Source organism: Streptomyces sp. NBC_01515, from assembly GCF_045040345.1.
Taxonomy (GTDB): domain Bacteria; phylum Actinomycetota; class Actinomycetes; order Streptomycetales; family Streptomycetaceae; genus Streptomyces.
The window spans coordinates 2,200,409-2,214,265 of the sequence record NZ_CP109416.1; the positions used below are offsets into that span (position 1 = coordinate 2,200,409).

Annotated in this window: 18 protein-coding genes and 3 pseudogenes; 11 read left to right on the forward strand and 10 right to left on the reverse strand. The window is 65.1% G+C overall.

Annotated features, from left to right (window positions below):
- Positions 1–1,230: 1,230 nt before the first annotated feature.
- Positions 1,231–1,731 (forward strand): hypothetical protein, encoded by a 501-nt coding sequence (locus tag OG407_RS09710; RefSeq protein WP_405856922.1) that lies wholly within the window; start codon positions 1,231–1,233, stop codon positions 1,729–1,731.
- A 314-nt stretch (positions 1,732–2,045) separates the two neighbouring features.
- Here the strand turns inward: OG407_RS09710 and OG407_RS09715 are convergent, their stop codons facing one another.
- On the reverse strand, positions 2,046–2,300 hold the full coding sequence (locus tag OG407_RS09715) for a hypothetical protein (protein ID WP_405856923.1): 255 nt from the start codon (positions 2,298–2,300) through the stop codon (positions 2,046–2,048).
- 55 nt (positions 2,301–2,355) lie between these two features.
- Between OG407_RS09715 and OG407_RS09720 the strand changes: the two genes are divergently transcribed.
- Positions 2,356–2,556 carry a hypothetical protein gene (locus OG407_RS09720; RefSeq protein ID WP_405856925.1) on the forward strand — a complete coding sequence of 67 codons (201 nt, stop codon included), beginning with the start codon at positions 2,356–2,358 and terminating at the stop codon, positions 2,554–2,556.
- A 275-nt stretch (positions 2,557–2,831) separates the two neighbouring features.
- On the opposite strand, the gene OG407_RS09725 is transcribed toward OG407_RS09720, so the two are convergent.
- The gene (locus OG407_RS09725) at positions 2,832–3,203 is read right to left on the reverse strand and encodes a hypothetical protein (protein WP_405856927.1); all 372 of its coding nucleotides are present in this window, start codon (positions 3,201–3,203) and stop codon (positions 2,832–2,834) included.
- A 365-nt stretch (positions 3,204–3,568) separates the two neighbouring features.
- Between OG407_RS09725 and OG407_RS09730 the strand changes: the two are divergent.
- From OG407_RS09730 to istB, 6 genes and pseudogenes are all read left to right on the forward strand, one after another.
- Positions 3,569–3,658: pseudogene (locus OG407_RS09730) on the forward strand (YebC/PmpR family DNA-binding transcriptional regulator); the annotation flags it as partial.
- 204 nt (positions 3,659–3,862) lie between these two features.
- The gene (locus tag OG407_RS09735; protein ID WP_405856929.1) at positions 3,863–4,240 is read left to right on the forward strand and encodes an effector-associated constant component EACC1; all 378 of its coding nucleotides are present in this window, start codon (positions 3,863–3,865) and stop codon (positions 4,238–4,240) included.
- A 2-nt stretch (positions 4,241–4,242) separates the two neighbouring features.
- A complete protein-coding gene (locus OG407_RS09740; protein WP_405856931.1) occupies positions 4,243–5,862 on the forward strand; it encodes a caspase, EACC1-associated type in 1,620 nt (539 codons plus the stop codon).
- A 93-nt stretch (positions 5,863–5,955) separates the two neighbouring features.
- Entirely contained in the window at positions 5,956–6,345 is a 390-nt protein-coding gene (locus tag OG407_RS09745; protein WP_405856933.1) for a hypothetical protein, read from the forward strand.
- Positions 6,346–6,654: 309 nt separating this feature from the next.
- Complete coding sequence (gene istA / locus OG407_RS09750; protein ID WP_405856857.1) at positions 6,655–7,935, forward strand: IS21 family transposase; 1,281 nt, start codon at positions 6,655–6,657, stop codon at positions 7,933–7,935.
- Positions 7,936–8,763: an IS21-like element helper ATPase IstB gene (istB, locus tag OG407_RS09755; RefSeq protein WP_405856855.1), complete on the forward strand. Its 828-nt coding sequence runs from the start codon at positions 7,936–7,938 to the stop codon at positions 8,761–8,763.
- A gap of 141 nt (positions 8,764–8,904) precedes the next feature.
- Here istB and OG407_RS09760 read toward each other — a convergent pair whose 3' ends face one another.
- From OG407_RS09760 to OG407_RS09780, 5 genes are all read right to left on the reverse strand, one after another.
- Positions 8,905–9,150 (reverse strand): DUF3761 domain-containing protein, encoded by a 246-nt coding sequence (locus tag OG407_RS09760; RefSeq protein WP_405856935.1) that lies wholly within the window; start codon positions 9,148–9,150, stop codon positions 8,905–8,907.
- A gap of 242 nt (positions 9,151–9,392) precedes the next feature.
- Positions 9,393–9,677 (reverse strand): hypothetical protein, encoded by a 285-nt coding sequence (locus tag OG407_RS09765; RefSeq protein WP_405856937.1) that lies wholly within the window; start codon positions 9,675–9,677, stop codon positions 9,393–9,395.
- Positions 9,678–9,770: 93 nt separating this feature from the next.
- Entirely contained in the window at positions 9,771–10,280 is a 510-nt protein-coding gene (locus tag OG407_RS09770; RefSeq protein ID WP_405856939.1) for a nucleotidyl transferase AbiEii/AbiGii toxin family protein, read from the reverse strand.
- Positions 10,281–10,306: 26 nt separating this feature from the next.
- Positions 10,307–10,645 (reverse strand): hypothetical protein, encoded by a 339-nt coding sequence (locus OG407_RS09775; RefSeq protein WP_405856941.1) that lies wholly within the window; start codon positions 10,643–10,645, stop codon positions 10,307–10,309.
- Between the two features lie 324 nt (positions 10,646–10,969).
- Positions 10,970–11,188 (reverse strand): hypothetical protein, encoded by a 219-nt coding sequence (locus OG407_RS09780; RefSeq protein WP_405856943.1) that lies wholly within the window; start codon positions 11,186–11,188, stop codon positions 10,970–10,972.
- A 7-nt stretch (positions 11,189–11,195) separates the two neighbouring features.
- Between OG407_RS09780 and OG407_RS09785 the strand changes: the two are divergent.
- Positions 11,196–11,345, forward strand: a pseudogene (locus OG407_RS09785) (IS701 family transposase); the annotation flags it as partial.
- Positions 11,346–11,480: 135 nt separating this feature from the next.
- Here the strand turns inward: OG407_RS09785 and OG407_RS09790 are convergent.
- Entirely contained in the window at positions 11,481–11,624 is a 144-nt protein-coding gene (locus tag OG407_RS09790) for a DUF6192 family protein (protein WP_405856945.1), read from the reverse strand.
- A 172-nt stretch (positions 11,625–11,796) separates the two neighbouring features.
- On the opposite strand from OG407_RS09790, the gene OG407_RS09795 reads away from it, so the two are divergent.
- On the forward strand, positions 11,797–12,099 hold the full coding sequence (locus OG407_RS09795) for a hypothetical protein (RefSeq protein WP_405856947.1): 303 nt from the start codon (positions 11,797–11,799) through the stop codon (positions 12,097–12,099).
- Positions 12,100–12,543: 444 nt separating this feature from the next.
- On the opposite strand, the gene OG407_RS09800 is transcribed toward OG407_RS09795, so the two are convergent.
- Positions 12,544–12,753: an RHS repeat-associated core domain-containing protein gene (locus OG407_RS09800; protein ID WP_405856949.1), complete on the reverse strand. Its 210-nt coding sequence runs from the start codon at positions 12,751–12,753 to the stop codon at positions 12,544–12,546.
- Positions 12,754–12,834: 81 nt separating this feature from the next.
- On the opposite strand from OG407_RS09800, the pseudogene OG407_RS09805 reads away from it, so the two are divergent.
- Positions 12,835–13,014: pseudogene (locus OG407_RS09805) on the forward strand (integrase core domain-containing protein); the annotation flags it as partial.
- A 10-nt stretch (positions 13,015–13,024) separates the two neighbouring features.
- On the opposite strand, the gene OG407_RS09810 reads toward OG407_RS09805, so the two are convergent.
- Complete coding sequence (locus OG407_RS09810; RefSeq protein WP_405856951.1) at positions 13,025–13,783, reverse strand: hypothetical protein; 759 nt, start codon at positions 13,781–13,783, stop codon at positions 13,025–13,027.
- Between the last annotated feature and the right edge of the window lie 74 nt (positions 13,784–13,857).

Below are 13,857 nucleotides of genomic sequence, written 5' to 3' on the forward strand. Positions count from 1 at the left end.
ACCGGCGCCAACTCGTGCACACCGAAGGCCCGTTGGGGCCTGAGACCCACCTAAGTGATTCCTGAGGCCGATCACTCACAGGCCCGCAAAAAAATCACTGAGCGTCCCCGCCGGACCGCACTATGCAATCTTCAACAAGCACCGCTAGTCACCCTCAGTAGCGCCCTGACCAGGCCTGACCCGAACGAGGGACCACTCGAACACGCCTGCGCACCCTGACCGTGTTCTGCATCACACCAGGTCCACCACCCGGCGCACACCAGGCGCGCAACGGCGCGCACACCTCCCAGGCGCGCCCCATAGCTTCACCCAGAGTGACTTTCCGAGTGGCCGCCGGGAACTCTCGAGACGTCGCGGCTCCGCCGTTTCACGCCGAACCGTGAAGGGTTGGGCAGATGGGTGGGCCCGGCCGACTTGCGCGGCCTGTTCACCGGGAGCGGGCTCGCGCCGGCGTTCAATGGCGCGGGTCTGCCGTGGAGGTTCCGGTTCGCACGGCGTCGGCGGCCGTAGCTCGGCGCCCTCCGGCCGGCCGCCGTTCATACTGATCATGGAGGTATTGGCCGGTACATGACTGCTGTACCTCATGTTCCACATCTACGTTCTCGTGTCACTACCGCCCGACTGATGGGCAGTTGGGATGTAGACCAGAGGAAGACTGTTTCGTGCGTCTAAGAACCATTGCGAGTGCGTTCGCTGTCAGCGCGGCCCTGGTCACCGCCAGTACCCACACGGCGCTGGCGGATCCGCCGCCGAATCCGGAACCGTCTGAGATCACGGTCACCACGCTGGACGCGTCCCCTGCGGTTGACACGAGCTGCACTTTCAACGCGTTGAAGCCCAACCACAGCGGCTCCAAGATGACGGGTACCGGGGGCATCAAGACGTGCTCGGGTGGGCCCGTGGCCTGTACCAGCGAGTCGGACCTTGAGTTCTACAACGACTTCTCGAACATGTGGCTGACGGCGGCGACCTCGCGCCAGACCAAGTGCGCGCCACCGCTGAGGTCATCGACCGCATCGGCAACGTGCGTGAACCATCCCGGCGATCCGAACGTCGCCTGGCGTACCACGACTGTAGGGACCCTCGTGAGCTCCAGCGGTGCCGCGGGCGGCGGCACCGCGAACAGCCCCGTTCTGTACGTGCCCTGCGCGTAGTGGGATGTTGGAGGGCCTGGCGGCCGGACCGTTCCTCATCCTCCAGGCCCTCCACTCCCCACAGAGAGGACTGACCGTGACCTCGGACCGCGACATGCTGTGGCATCGCTGTGCGCACCTGGGCCGGGTTCTGCTGCCGCTGGTGGACCAGGAGCCATGGCGGCGGGATCGTCGCCACGAGAACCTGCAGACGTGGGGCATCGACACGGTGGAAGGCGAGCGGCTGATCGAGGTCTTCGCGGCTCTGGCGGCCCACGCCGTTGCGGCCGATGCTTCCGTGTCCGCCGCAGAATTCGATGCTCTGCGCGTCAGCGCCGTGGCTGACGCGGCGACCGGCAAGCGCGACATCGAACTGCTCGCGGGACTGCCGGACACCTTCGCCGACAGTCGTGACGTACAGGCCGTCGGCGTCTTCCGCTTGTACGCCTACAAGGGCGGGCAGTCCAGCCGCCGGCTTTTCCAGCTGAGCAGGGAAGTACGCCACGCGCTGGCCGTCCTCGGCGAACAGACACCGATGCCGTCCCTCACATGCGGCGATGTCTTCCGCCGGGCGGCCGAGGCCGGCCTGCCGCAGTGATCGCGGAACCCGTTCGAGCTGTGGCTGCGTCAGCATCCTGTGGTCAGCGCGCGGTGTGACTCACCGTCCGTGCGAGTGACGCACAGAAGGATCGACGGGCATGGCGGGTGCCACCCCGCTACGAAGATCACAACGGTTTGTGATCTTCGAGAGGGATTCCTGCCGATCACCGTCACTCCCGCCCGCTGAGCACGACTCCGGCCCGCCGCTACGGGGGGAAGCGGCGGGCCGGAGTCGTGCTCAGCGGGCGGGAGGGCGCGAACTGCCCGTGCTTCACGGCCAGTTCGGCAACCGGGCATGGGCCGGGGCGTCTGTCACAGAGGCTGCCACTCGATGACACCGTCGCGGGTGACGATGATCCTGTCGCTGCGATGCCAGTCGTGGAGCATCTCGATCACGGCCGGCTCGTCAGGCAGGAGGTCGTACTCCTCCCCGGTCTGTTCAGCGTCGGCTGCCATGTCCTTGTTCCAGTCGTCCATGTACTCGCGCAGCGTCCATGCGTGTCCGTCCGCGTGTGCGGAGTCGACCACCCGGAACCGCTCCTGGCGCAGCAGCATCTCCAACTGCACGTCGGCCTTCCGCAGTTCTCCCCCGTACTGGGAGAGGAGTTCGCCGGCCCGAGCCGTGCCCAGGGAAGTCGTTCACAGCCACCAGGAGGCGCAGGACTTCGGCATCTCCACCGAGCGGCCCTGCCTGGTGATCGAGCAGGTCTTCTACGACGCCGAGGACGACGTCCTCCAGCACACGGTGACCGTCAACTACAGCGGCCATCCCCACACGGTCAGGTACCAGCCCACGCCCGAGGACCTTGCACAGCGCGAGTAGCCGGCATCCAGCACGGGCTGGGCGCGAGAATCCGCAGACAGGCCGAACGGGCTTCTCGACTGATGCTTCCCGGTCGTAGTGGTCCCCGAGTTCCGGCCCTATCCGGGTTCGGCGGTGCGTCCGAGGGTGCAGGCCCGCAGGGTGAGGGCGGTTCTGCTCCACCCCAACCCGCGGGCCTCCTCCCACCTAACTAAAGGAAATGTCCGTTTCCTGCCGAAAATGAAACAAATATAGCCGAGCCTAAGCTCGACTCCAAGGAAAAGAATTACGCAAATTTACTTACCCCTTCTGTCGCCTCCAGCGGTTTCTTGAGTTCCGTAATTCTGCACAATATTATTTATGGTGTTGTATGTGATGTTGTTCGTGCTGGAATTCGTTACCTGATTCCCTGTCCTGTTCGTATCGCAATTCACCTCAGGTCCGGAGTGTCCGGTGAATCCAATGATACTCAGAATGGTGATTGCCGATGCCACCATGGAAAGCCAATTGGCCCTCTTGCTTGTACGTGCTGATTCAAGTTCGGCGTCCGCGAGGAGTTGAGGCTTCAAGGGCTGTTGCCATAGCATCGAACCTTCATCGATGATGGGGCTTACGTGCAGGTCAGAGGTTGTTTCACTCCAGGTAGCGTGGTCGTTCTTGGTGCTCATTTAATTTCTCCAGATTTGTTAGTGTTTGAAATTTCATAACCATCCCCTTCGGGTACAGGAAAACCCGGTTCGGGCCTTAGTGGCTCGTTCCGGGCGTGATGTGCTCGGGATGTGTGACTAGCGCTAGGTTTCGTGCTTCATCATTGGCCTATCTTACCATTTGGGACGTCGAATGGTCAAACAGCGCGAGCTGTCGAGGTGGTACGCGTAATTTCGTGTCCGAGGCGGGCCCGGTGCTCTTATTGTGAGAGTTTTTTTACACCCGCCCCGGCCTTCTGTCAAATGGCTTGCCGTGACCAGGTCTTTTCTCCCTGCTATGGATCCAGACGTCTCCGGAATTTCCCGTCCCGGGCTTTCTGTACGTACTCGGTGAGTCCTTCGAGGTCGTCTCGGAGCACACCAGCCTGGTTGGGGTCCGCACCGCGCTCCAGGACGCCGGGATCGACTGCGACGCCAACGTCGTCCGGTAGGACCCGTGGGGCACCACAGGGCGGAGACTGACGTTTCGCAAGCACCTTGCTGCTGATCGACCGACGGCCCTGCTTGAGCGCGGGACTCATCGGCTTCCCAGAATTCACCCCGGAGAACAGTCCCGCTCACCACACTGGTGACTACACCGTGGGGCAAGCGGATCCACGGCCGATCGGGGGGTGCGCATCATGGATGTCCTAGTGGGCCTGACGCCGGACGACGCGGCAGACGCAGAGGAAAGCGAGAGGCTGACGCGTCGGCTCGTTGCCGAGCTGCGCAACCTCGACCTCTACACGTTGCAGGTGCTTTCCGACGGCGCCCCGCCCGAAAACTCCAAAGGCGACCTGGTCACCGCCGACGCCGTTGCCCTTGCCCTGAGCGCTCCCGGAGGCGTCCTCACCTCGCTGGTCGGGTTGTTGCAGGACTGGCTCGGTCGGCAGTCTGCCCGCCACCGCGTCTCGGTCACCATCAACGGCGACACGATAGAGCTGGAACAGGCGACTCCTGAGGAACGGCGGCAGCTGATCGACGCGTTCGTACGACGCAACGGTGCGGGTGGGGAGTAGTCGTGGGACGCCGACTGGCCCTGCTGATCGCCACATACGTATACGAGGACGAGGGACTGCGGCAGCTGACCGCGCCCGGCCACGACGCCGAAGCGCTGGCCGAGGTGCTGCGGGACCCGGACATCGCCGGGTTCGAGGTGACGGTTCTCGTCAACGAATCCCACCACCGGGTCGGCACGGCCCTCGGCGAGTTCTTCCGCAACCGTCGCCACGACGACCTCGCCCTGCTGTACTTCACCGGACACGGCCTCAAGGACGAGGAAGGCCGGCTCCACCTGGCAGCGACTGACACTCGCCGCACCAACCTCATGTTCACCTCTCTGTCCGCGGAACAGATCGACCGGGCCATGAGCGCCTGCATGTCGCGGCAGCAGGTGCTGATCCTCGACTGCTGCTACAGCGGCGCCTTCCCAGCGGGCCTGCTCGCCAAGAACGACGCCGAAGTACACGCTCTCAAGCAGTTTCAGGGCCACGGCCGTACCGTGCTAACCGCCTCCGACGCCGCCCAGTACTCCTTCGAGGGCGACCAATTGCACGGCAGCGCTCCCCAGTCGGTCTTCACCAGGCATCTGGTGCAGGGGCTGCGCGACGGCAGCGCCGACCTCGACCGCGACGGCGACATCACCCTCGACGAGCTCTACACCTATGTCCACGGCAAGGTCATCACCGAGCTGCCGCAACAACGGCCCCAGAAACAGGAGAACGTAGAGGGCCGCATCGTCATCGCCCAGAACGTCAACTGGTCCCTTCCCCTGCAGGTGCAAAACGCTCTGCACAGCCCCCTCGCCACGGACCGGCTCGGCGGCGCGCAGCAACTCGCCCACCTGTACCGCACCGGCAACGAGAGGGTCCGTGCCCTTGCGGCGGAGCAACTCCGGCTGCTGATGGACGACGACAGCCGCAGCGTCTCCGCCGCGGCAGCCTCAATCCGGGAGGTCGCCGAACACCTCCCCACGGCCGGTCTGGGGCTGGCAGACATTGACAGCCTGCTCGAACAAGCGAATGAAGAGCGTGACGGAGGTGCACTCGAACAGGCCGAGGACCACTACTGGTCGGCTCTCGACCTCGCGATACAGCACCGCGCCAGACGGCAGGAAGGCTGGGCTTGGGACGGCCTCGGCTCCTGTCGCTGGCGAGCCAGGGACTTCGAGATGGCTATGAGGTTCTTCACCCGCGCCGATCGCCTCGCCGACGAGACAGACGACGCACGTCTGAAGGCCTGGTGCCTGTACAACTTCGGCGTGTACCAGCATGAACACCATGACCTATCGGCGGCCAAGGACTTCTTCGAGCAATCCCTGGCGGTATCGGACATCCATCAGTGCTACTCGACCGCAGGCTGGACCCACCACCAAATGGCCGAGTTGGCACACGACGAGGGAAACGCCCACCAGGAACGGGAGCACTACGCAGCCGCCGTGCAGGCTGGCCTGGCTTCTCACAACGACCATCTGGTTGGCTGGAGCCTGGTTCACATCGCCGAGTGCACAGAGCGCTCCGGCGATACCTCACAGGCCAGCGAGCACTACACGCGCGCCTTGGCGACCGGCACCCGAATCCACCATCAGGCCATGGTCCAGGAAGCGGAGGAGGGATTGGCGCGGATCGCCGATCCCAACTAGTGGCTCGTCTCGGATCCTTGGCCGGGTATCTCTGTAGGCTGCCGATTTGCCGTGATCACCGTGCGGCTTGCTGCTGTCGGAAGGGTTTGGCGGGTGGCGGAGAAGGCCGTGCAGAACTCAGTGTCGCTGGGTGTGTTTCTGGCTGTGGCAGCTCACCCCGGGGTGCCGTTCGGCATCATCGAACTGGCGGGTCGCGGTATCACCGCGGATGCGGCCGCGAGCCGTTGGGTGCTTGAGGTCGGGAAGCCTTCTCTGGACGGTTTCGCACTCGCCGACAAGTTGATCGACTTTGGCGAGCGGGAGGATCAGCTCGTCGGACTGTGGCAGGAATACAGAGCTGGCGAGGTCGGTGTGGTGGCCTTCGAGTGCCGGCTGGCGGAGATCGTGGCGGCCATGGAAACGTGGGCGCCGGTCCTGGAGGGGCCTGTGGAGGACTTCTCAGGCCGGCTTCGCCGGGTACTGGGTCCAGGCACGGATGGGTGACTCGGGGGCGAACGCCGTTTTCGGCTCGGCTCGGGCGTTGCGCCAGCGTATGTAGGCGGCGATTTTCTGCAGTGCCGGTTGAGAGGCATGTGAAGTTCCGCGCGTTGTACTTCCGGGGGAACAGGTTAGCGGGATACAGCTCGGGATCGGGCGAGCGGTCGTAACGGCCCTCCTGAGTGCCGCGGATCCATTTCCCAGGTTGCCTTTGTCGGCGTCGTCTGAACGGTGACCCTCTGACGGCGGATCAAAACTGACTCACTTCGTGGCATCCATACCAACCTGATCTTGATTGGAGATCGGGAGGAGAGGGTGATCCAAGTGGAGGACTGGGCAGAGATCCGCAGGCTGCACCGGGCCGAGGAGATGCCGATCAGGGCGATCGCAAGGCATCTGGGCATCTCGAAGAACACGGTGAAACGGGCGCTGGCCACGGACCGGCCGCCGGTGTACTCCCGGCCGCTGAAGGGCTCGGCGGTCGACGCGGTCGAACCGCAGATCCGTGAGCTGCTGAAACAGACCCCGACGATGCCGGCGACGGTGATCGCGGAGCGGATCGGCTGGGACCGCGGGATGACGATTCTCAAGGACCGCGTCCGCGAGCTGCGGCCCGCCTACCTCCCTGTGGATCCGGTCTCGCGCACGACGTATCAGCCCGGCGAACTGGCTCAGTGCGACCTGTGGTTCCCGCCGGTGGACATCCCGCTCGGCTATGGCCAGTCCGGGCGGCCACCGGTGCTGGTGATGGTCTCGGGCTACTCGAGGATCATCGCTGCACGGATGCTGCCGAGCCGGATGACAGGCGATCTGATCGACGGTCACTGGCAGCTGCTGACCGGCTGGAATGCGGTGCCGAAAATGCTGGTCTGGGACAACGAGGCCGGTATCGGCCAGGGCAGGGTCACCGTCGACTTCGCCGCCTTCGCCGGACTCCTCGCGGTCAAGATCTTCCTCTGCCGGCCCCGTGATCCAGAAGCGAAGGGGCTGGTCGAGAGGGCCAATGGCTACCTCGAGACGAGCTTTCTGCCCGGCCGCACCTTCAGCGGACCCGGCGACTTCAACACCCAGCTCGAACAGTGGCTGCACGTCGCCAACCGGCGCATCCACCGCACCCTGGACACCCGTCCCATCGAGCGGTGGGAGGCCGACCGGGCCGGCATGCTCGCCCTCCCGCCCGTCGATCCGCCCCGCTGGTCGCGCTTCTTCACCCGCATCGGACGCGACCACTACATCCGCGTCGACACCTGCGACTACTCCGTGCACCCCCTGGCGATCGGCAAGAAAGTCCAGGTCACCACCAGCATCGAGGAGGTCATCGCCATCCTCACTCCCGGCGGGGCCGTCGTGGCCCGCCATGCCCGCTGCTGGGCCAAGCACCAGACCATCACCGATCCCGATCACGCCCGCACCGCCGCTGCCCTGCGCGGTGAGTACCGCCACCACACCGCGGCCCAGGCGGCCCGACTCCGCGCCACGGCCGCCGCCGACCGCCTGGTCGACGTCGAGCAACGCGAACTGACCGACTACGACCGGGTGTTCACCCTCATCGAGGGCGACGCCGGCCGCGACGAGACCGGGGACGGGGTGTCCTGAATGGCCCGCACCGCCATCAAACCGGTCACTACGAAGACGGGCAGCGGCCGGACCGGCGAGCAGACCGCGTCCGACCTGGCCTTCTACTCCCGCGCGATGAAGGCCCCGGCCCTGCTGGACGCCGCCGAGCGCCTCGCCGAGCGGGCCCGCACCGAATCCTGGACCCACGCCGAGTTCCTGGTCGCCTGCCTGCAGCGCGAAGTCGCCGCCCGTGAGAGCCACGGCGGCGAGGCCCGCATCCGCGGCGCCCGTTTCCCCGCGATCAAGACGATCGAGGAACTCGACGTCACCCATCTGCGCGGCATAACGCGCCAACAGCTCGCGCATCTGGGCACGTTGGACTTCATCACCGGCAAGGAGAACGCCGTTTTTCTGGGACCGCCCGGGACCGGGAAGACACACCTGGCGATCGGACTCGCGGTCCGCGCCTGCCAGGCCGGCCACCGGGTCGCGTTCGCCACCGCCGCCGAATGGGTCGACCGCCTGGCCGCCGCCCACCACGCCGGACACCTCCAGGCCGAGCTCACCAAACTGTCCCGCTATCCGCTGATCGTCGTCGACGAGGTCGGCTACATCCCCTTCGAATCCGAGGCCGCGAACCTGTTCTTCCAGCTCATCTCGAACCGATACGAACGCGCGTCCGTGATCGTCACGAGCAACAAGCCCTTCGGACGCTGGGGAGAGGTCTTCGGCGACGAGACCGTGGCCGCCGCCATGATCGACCGCCTCGTCCACCACGCCGAGGTCCATTCCCTCAAAGGCGATTCCTACCGGATGCGCGGACGGCAACTCGGACGCGTCCCCACCGCCACAACAGAAACCGACTGAACACCACCAACCACAAGCCACACGGGTCACGATTCAACCGACCAGAGTGGGTCCGCGTTCAACCGCCGCCGACAGCCTTCGGGGCGGAATCCATCGCAGCCGCTGCGCGGAGTTCCTCCGGGCAGTGGTGCCGCGTGTCGTCTACCGGTACCAGTACTTGACGCCCCGGTGGTGCGAGCACGTTCCGCGGGCGTGGGCACTGTAGGAGTACGAGCCGTCCTTGCACTTCGCGGTAGAGCCGCGCGGATGCGGTGAGTTCGCCTTGCAGACGCCCGTCGTGTGCCGCGCGCAGGACGCGGCTGCCGCATCGGTCGCCACGGCCACGGGCACCAGGAGCGCCCCCGTCATCACCGCCGCCGTAACCGTGCCCCGGACTTTCGTCAGCATGATTCCCCCTTTGGTGGTTCGGAGAGGCAGCATGCGTCCTCCGGCTGCGGCACCATGGCAGACCGGGCGGCCATGAAGCGGTATCTCACCAGGTCACACTGGCAGATCCCGGGCAGTCCCACTGTCCTTTCCCGCAGGTCACGGGAGACCGTCGGCGCCGGTCACCTGCTGCACAGTCTTCCGTGACCTCTCCCCCGGTTCGCGGTCCCCAACGGAGCGGGCGAGCACGCGAGATGGTCAGTTCAGCCGTCGTCCTCGGCATCTTCCTCTACGTACGGTTCGGCCAGACGCAGGCCGAGGCTGTCCTGCCAGGCCCGGACCCAGGCGCGCAGCTCGGTGATGCGGTCGGGGCTCATGCCGTACGCGATGTACTCCTGGTCGGAGGTGAAGTCGACCGCTTCGAGGCGGCCGTGCAGTTCCGCCAGGTCGAACTCCTCGTCGTGCTGGGCGCCGAGACGCTCGTGTAGGTTCTCGGCGCTCGTGTCGGACGCCGCCTTCATGACCTGCGGCTTCGTCCGCAGTCTCACGACGTTTCGGACGCTGGAGTCTCACGCCCGTGTCGTCTCCTCGACGGTCGGCGCCAGGCGGCTCGGGCCGTCGGTTCTTCGACCTGGGCGGTCTCACGGCCGGTGTCGCATCCGCCATCGATCCGACATTGGCCGTGAGATTCCGACGCGGGATTTGAGACCCCACAGCTCGAGTTCACCGATCGTGTAGAGCCCGCGGGCGCTGAAGACATCGATGACGTCGCGGGGGAAGCCACGGTCGTGCAGGGCACGGACCTTCAGTCCAACGGCGTCGTCCCGCGACAGTGTGGGGCCGGCGGCCGTCTGAGTGGGAGGCCGGTGGAAAATCTCTTTCAGAATGTCGAGCTCACAGGCTTCGCCGGTTGCCGCGTCGGTGGCAAGGAGACGAGCCATCCGCGGGGCGACCTCGACAACGTGGATCACCCAGCCCTTGCTCTCCAGGCCGGTGGCGACGACGCCGGTGATCTCGTTCATGGAGTCTGCCGCGTCGGTGGCCAAATCCAGGTCCTGGCTGGTGCGGCTAACAAGATCGTGGGCCTGGATCGCGTAACCGCCGGCCAGCACCAGCCGGTAGGCATGGCCGCTGTCCAGAGCATCGCTCAACAGGCGTCTGTGCAGTTCCGGGAGCCTCATGCCGCGACGGCGGCCACCAGCTCGGGAAAACGCTGCTCCCAGCATGTGCGTACGGGCTTGCCCAGGGCGATCCGCAGCCGCGGCCAGTGCGTCACGAGCAGGTCGGTGTTGAGGTAGCCGATCAGGTCGTCGCGCAGGCCGTTCGTAAGCACGATGCGGTACAGGCCCAGCAGCAGCTTCTCGTCACTGACCTCGAAGCGCCTGAGCCCCGACCACGCCAGATGGAGGGGAAGCTCCACCGCCCCGGTCGCCGGGCCGGACAGGTCCTCAAGATGCGCGGGCAGACGCTCGGCCACATGAGCCCAGCGGGAAGCGTCGAGTCGGTCCACGGTCACCGCTTCAGTATGGCCCCTGGCGGCGGGGCTCATCGCACGAAGTCCGCGAGCAGATCGCGGCCGTCGCCTGCGGCGAGACGGCTGGGAAGCCAGGCGCTTGACTCCGGTGAGCGGACAGCCCCTGGACGGTCACCGCCGTCGCCGGTCCGGGCGCGGCAGCGGCCACCGCAGAATGCGGCGGCGCGCGAGAAGCAGCCCGAGACGTCCCTTTCCGTTGGCGTCGTGGGGAGTCCGTCCGGCTGTGGCCTCGGAACCGGTGGCCGGGACGTGACTCCCCCCTTTTTTTTCTGTCTTCATTCTGTTTCTCCCGCCGGGCGTCGGTCTTCAGCGGCCGGCGGTGAACTCCTGTAGCTCGTCGACGAGTTGGCGGTCGGGCCGGGCGACGATGACGGAGGAATCGGGGGTGCGGGCGGCGAGACGGTCGACCTCGTGTTCCAGGCGGCAGGTGGGGGCCAGCGCGGTGGAGCCGTTGGTGCGGACGTATCCGGCGAACAGCTCCAGTCCCTTGAGGAAGGCGGCGTCCGGCGGGGCGGTGTCGGCCATGGAGTGGGTGGTGCGGGTGGCCGGGCGCAGGTGGACCGTCGAGGAGACGTTCCAGGCCGCCAAGGGCCTGGCCGGGCTGGACGAGCACCAGGTCAGACGCTGGACGTCCTGGCATTGCTGGGTCACCCTCGCGATGCTCGCCCATGCTTTCCTGGCCGCAACCTCGGAGGGGTGAGTTGTGGAGTCGGAAGGGGACGTCACACGAGAGAGGGACGTGCAGGCCGGGGCGAGAGTTCCGCGCTGCGAGAGGAGCTGACAGCTACGGCTCAAACCTCCAGGCCGCTCGGCATGGTCACTCCCTGATGGAGTATCCCAGCCCCGTCCGTGTCCACTGCCTCGCACCTGTGCGCGGGGCGATCGGCGCGTCCTCGATCGCCACCCACCGCTCGTCCTCCTCGACCACAGAGGCCAGGATGCGGTGGACCGTGAACGTCACCCCATGAACCGGATCGGGAACGCCACGCCAGTATTTCACTGGCCGTCGGTGCACCTGCTCGCTTTGGTATAGAACCTCACTCACAAGGCTATAGATCTATTAGAGTAGGCCCGTCGCGGGCTGGGCTACATTTTGGGCGCTCCGTGCCAAGTCGAAATAAAAGATATTTTTTATGGAGGTCGCCATGCCTAAATGGATAATCACTGCAGCGATGCTCGACGCATCGCCCCCCACGCTGCGCACTATCGAAAATTTTGAAGGGGATGAGAGTGAGGCGCTCACAAAATTCCGCGACATCATAAGTTCGTACGATCGCGACGTAACCAAGGTTACCCGTCGCGAGGTATACAGATATTCCGAACGTCAGTATTTGGTGCGCATCCTCGGCCGCATGAAGCAGGTCGAATACATCATGCAGTTGGCCGAGTTGGTTGTCGATACCGGTGACCCCAGCCTGCCGAACTCGCTCGAATGACCTTCTTCGGTTTGGCCAGAATGACGCCAACGTCGATTCTCATCGTACATAAAGGCCTGCGGATCAGGAAGAAATAAATAGACCAGACACCGGAGGGGGCGGAAGACTGAGTCTTCCGCCCCCTCCGTGAGGCAGTGGGAACGGCTCGCTTGGTTAAGCAGGACCCTTATGCGCTAGCGGCGGCTATCATTTCCACCACGTCCTAAACGTTCTCGCTACTCTGTAGTATCCGTATCCGACTCCCGTAAATCCACCCCACTTGATTGCCGTGAATACGTACCGGTTGCAGGCGCTCCAGCCAGCGCGCTTGTAGGCGCAATATCCCGCGCCGACACCTCCGCCGATGAAGCCTCCGATACTCGGCCACCTACGGCCGATTTCTATACCTGCGCGGATACGACCTCTGTAGATACCCCTCTTCTGCCAGCCCCGCTTGCCTGCTTGTCATCCCCTTTTGATCCAACTCCAGCGACTCTTGCCGTTGAGGTCGTAGGCGTTGATGGGGTCGGAGGGGTAGACGTAGGCGTTGGCGTTGCCGCCGGGGACGGGGTCGGTGCTGAGGAAGCGTCCGGTGGTGGGGTTGTAGAGGCGGACGCGGCGAGACCTTGCTGTCCGCCCATCCGCGGGCGGTCGGCCGTGGCGTCCGCGTCCCAAGTGGAGAGGTTCAACGGGACGCTGGCCCGCGAGTGGGCCTATGTCCGCGACTACACGTCCGAGTAGGACCGACGCGCGTCGCTCGCCGACTTCCTCAACTACTACAACCACGAGCGCCCCCACGCCGCGCTCGGCGGCCGGCCGCCGATAAGTCGGACGTCCGGCAGCGACTACCGCGTCGTGTTCGACGAGCCGCCCGAGCCGGTCGAGACCGGCCCACAGCAGCTCACATTCGACGACGCCGTGGCACCAACGTCATGAGACACCACAACTAGCGGTCACCGGACAGCCGGGCAAGTACATCCGCAGCGAGCTCTGCTGAAGCGTGGTCGAGACCTGCCGTCGCCGTTCCATCCAGACCTTCGGACATGTAACCGGCCATCGCAAACACTGCATCAGCAGAGGCCACGGGGGCGAGCCACCTAAGCCACTCGCAGACCATGCGCATTCGAAAATCCCTGAGAATTTCTACGCGGTCCAAAGGATCTGACTCCGAGGCCAGCTTGATTACCTTGAACGAGGCGGCAAGGCGATTGTGCGGCATATCGTGAGCCGACAGAATCAGTCCGAGTTCATCAGACTTACCGAGATTGAAATTATCGGCTACTACAAACTGGGGCAGAGGGTAACCGTCCACGCTTGTCAGTGCTTGCCCGTCGCGTCCGGAATCGATAACTACGTCGACTCGGGAAGCAATCCCGGGGTCATCGACAGCGACTCGGATGTGATGCACGCCAGGATCCCCGACGTTCTGTACGAAACGTGACACGCCGAGGATGTCGCCGACTCCGATGGCCCCGTCGTCGAGCACCAGGTCTCCGTCGAACAGGACGCTGCCCTCGGCCGGGCCAGCCCTGTTCCACAGCCTGACCCGGACCAGCCCCACCTGCGCACGTGCGGCGATCTGGACGTGACTCCTAGACGCCACCAATGGCGCACCGGCCAGCGCCAGAACCTCCTCCGGCGGGGCTGTCGATCCAATACGGATCACGCGATGGTTCAAGTAGAGCTCGGCACTACCAATGAGCATTTCTCCGCCAACTACCCGATCTAAGTTTGATGGTGCGCCCGGTCAGCGCCATCGCCAACCGGGCGCATCCTGAC

Bases quoted from the DNA above. Each gene is read 5' to 3' on its own strand.
- OG407_RS09725 (WP_405856927.1), bottom strand. From the start codon at position 3,203: ATGAGCACCAAGAACGACCACGCTACCTGGAGTGAAACAACCTCTGAC.
- OG407_RS09735 (WP_405856929.1), top strand. From the start codon at position 3,863: ATGGATGTCCTAGTGGGCCTGACGCCGGACGACGCGGCAGACGCAGAG.
- istB (WP_405856855.1), top strand. From the start codon at position 7,936: ATGGCCCGCACCGCCATCAAACCGGTCACTACGAAGACGGGCAGCGGC.
- OG407_RS09760 (WP_405856935.1), bottom strand. From the start codon at position 9,150: ATGCTGACGAAAGTCCGGGGCACGGTTACGGCGGCGGTGATGACGGGG.
- OG407_RS09780 (WP_405856943.1), bottom strand. From the start codon at position 11,188: ATGGCCGACACCGCCCCGCCGGACGCCGCCTTCCTCAAGGGACTGGAG.
- OG407_RS09795 (WP_405856947.1), top strand. From the start codon at position 11,797: ATGGAGGTCGCCATGCCTAAATGGATAATCACTGCAGCGATGCTCGAC.
- OG407_RS09810 (WP_405856951.1), bottom strand. From the start codon at position 13,783: ATGCTCATTGGTAGTGCCGAGCTCTACTTGAACCATCGCGTGATCCGT.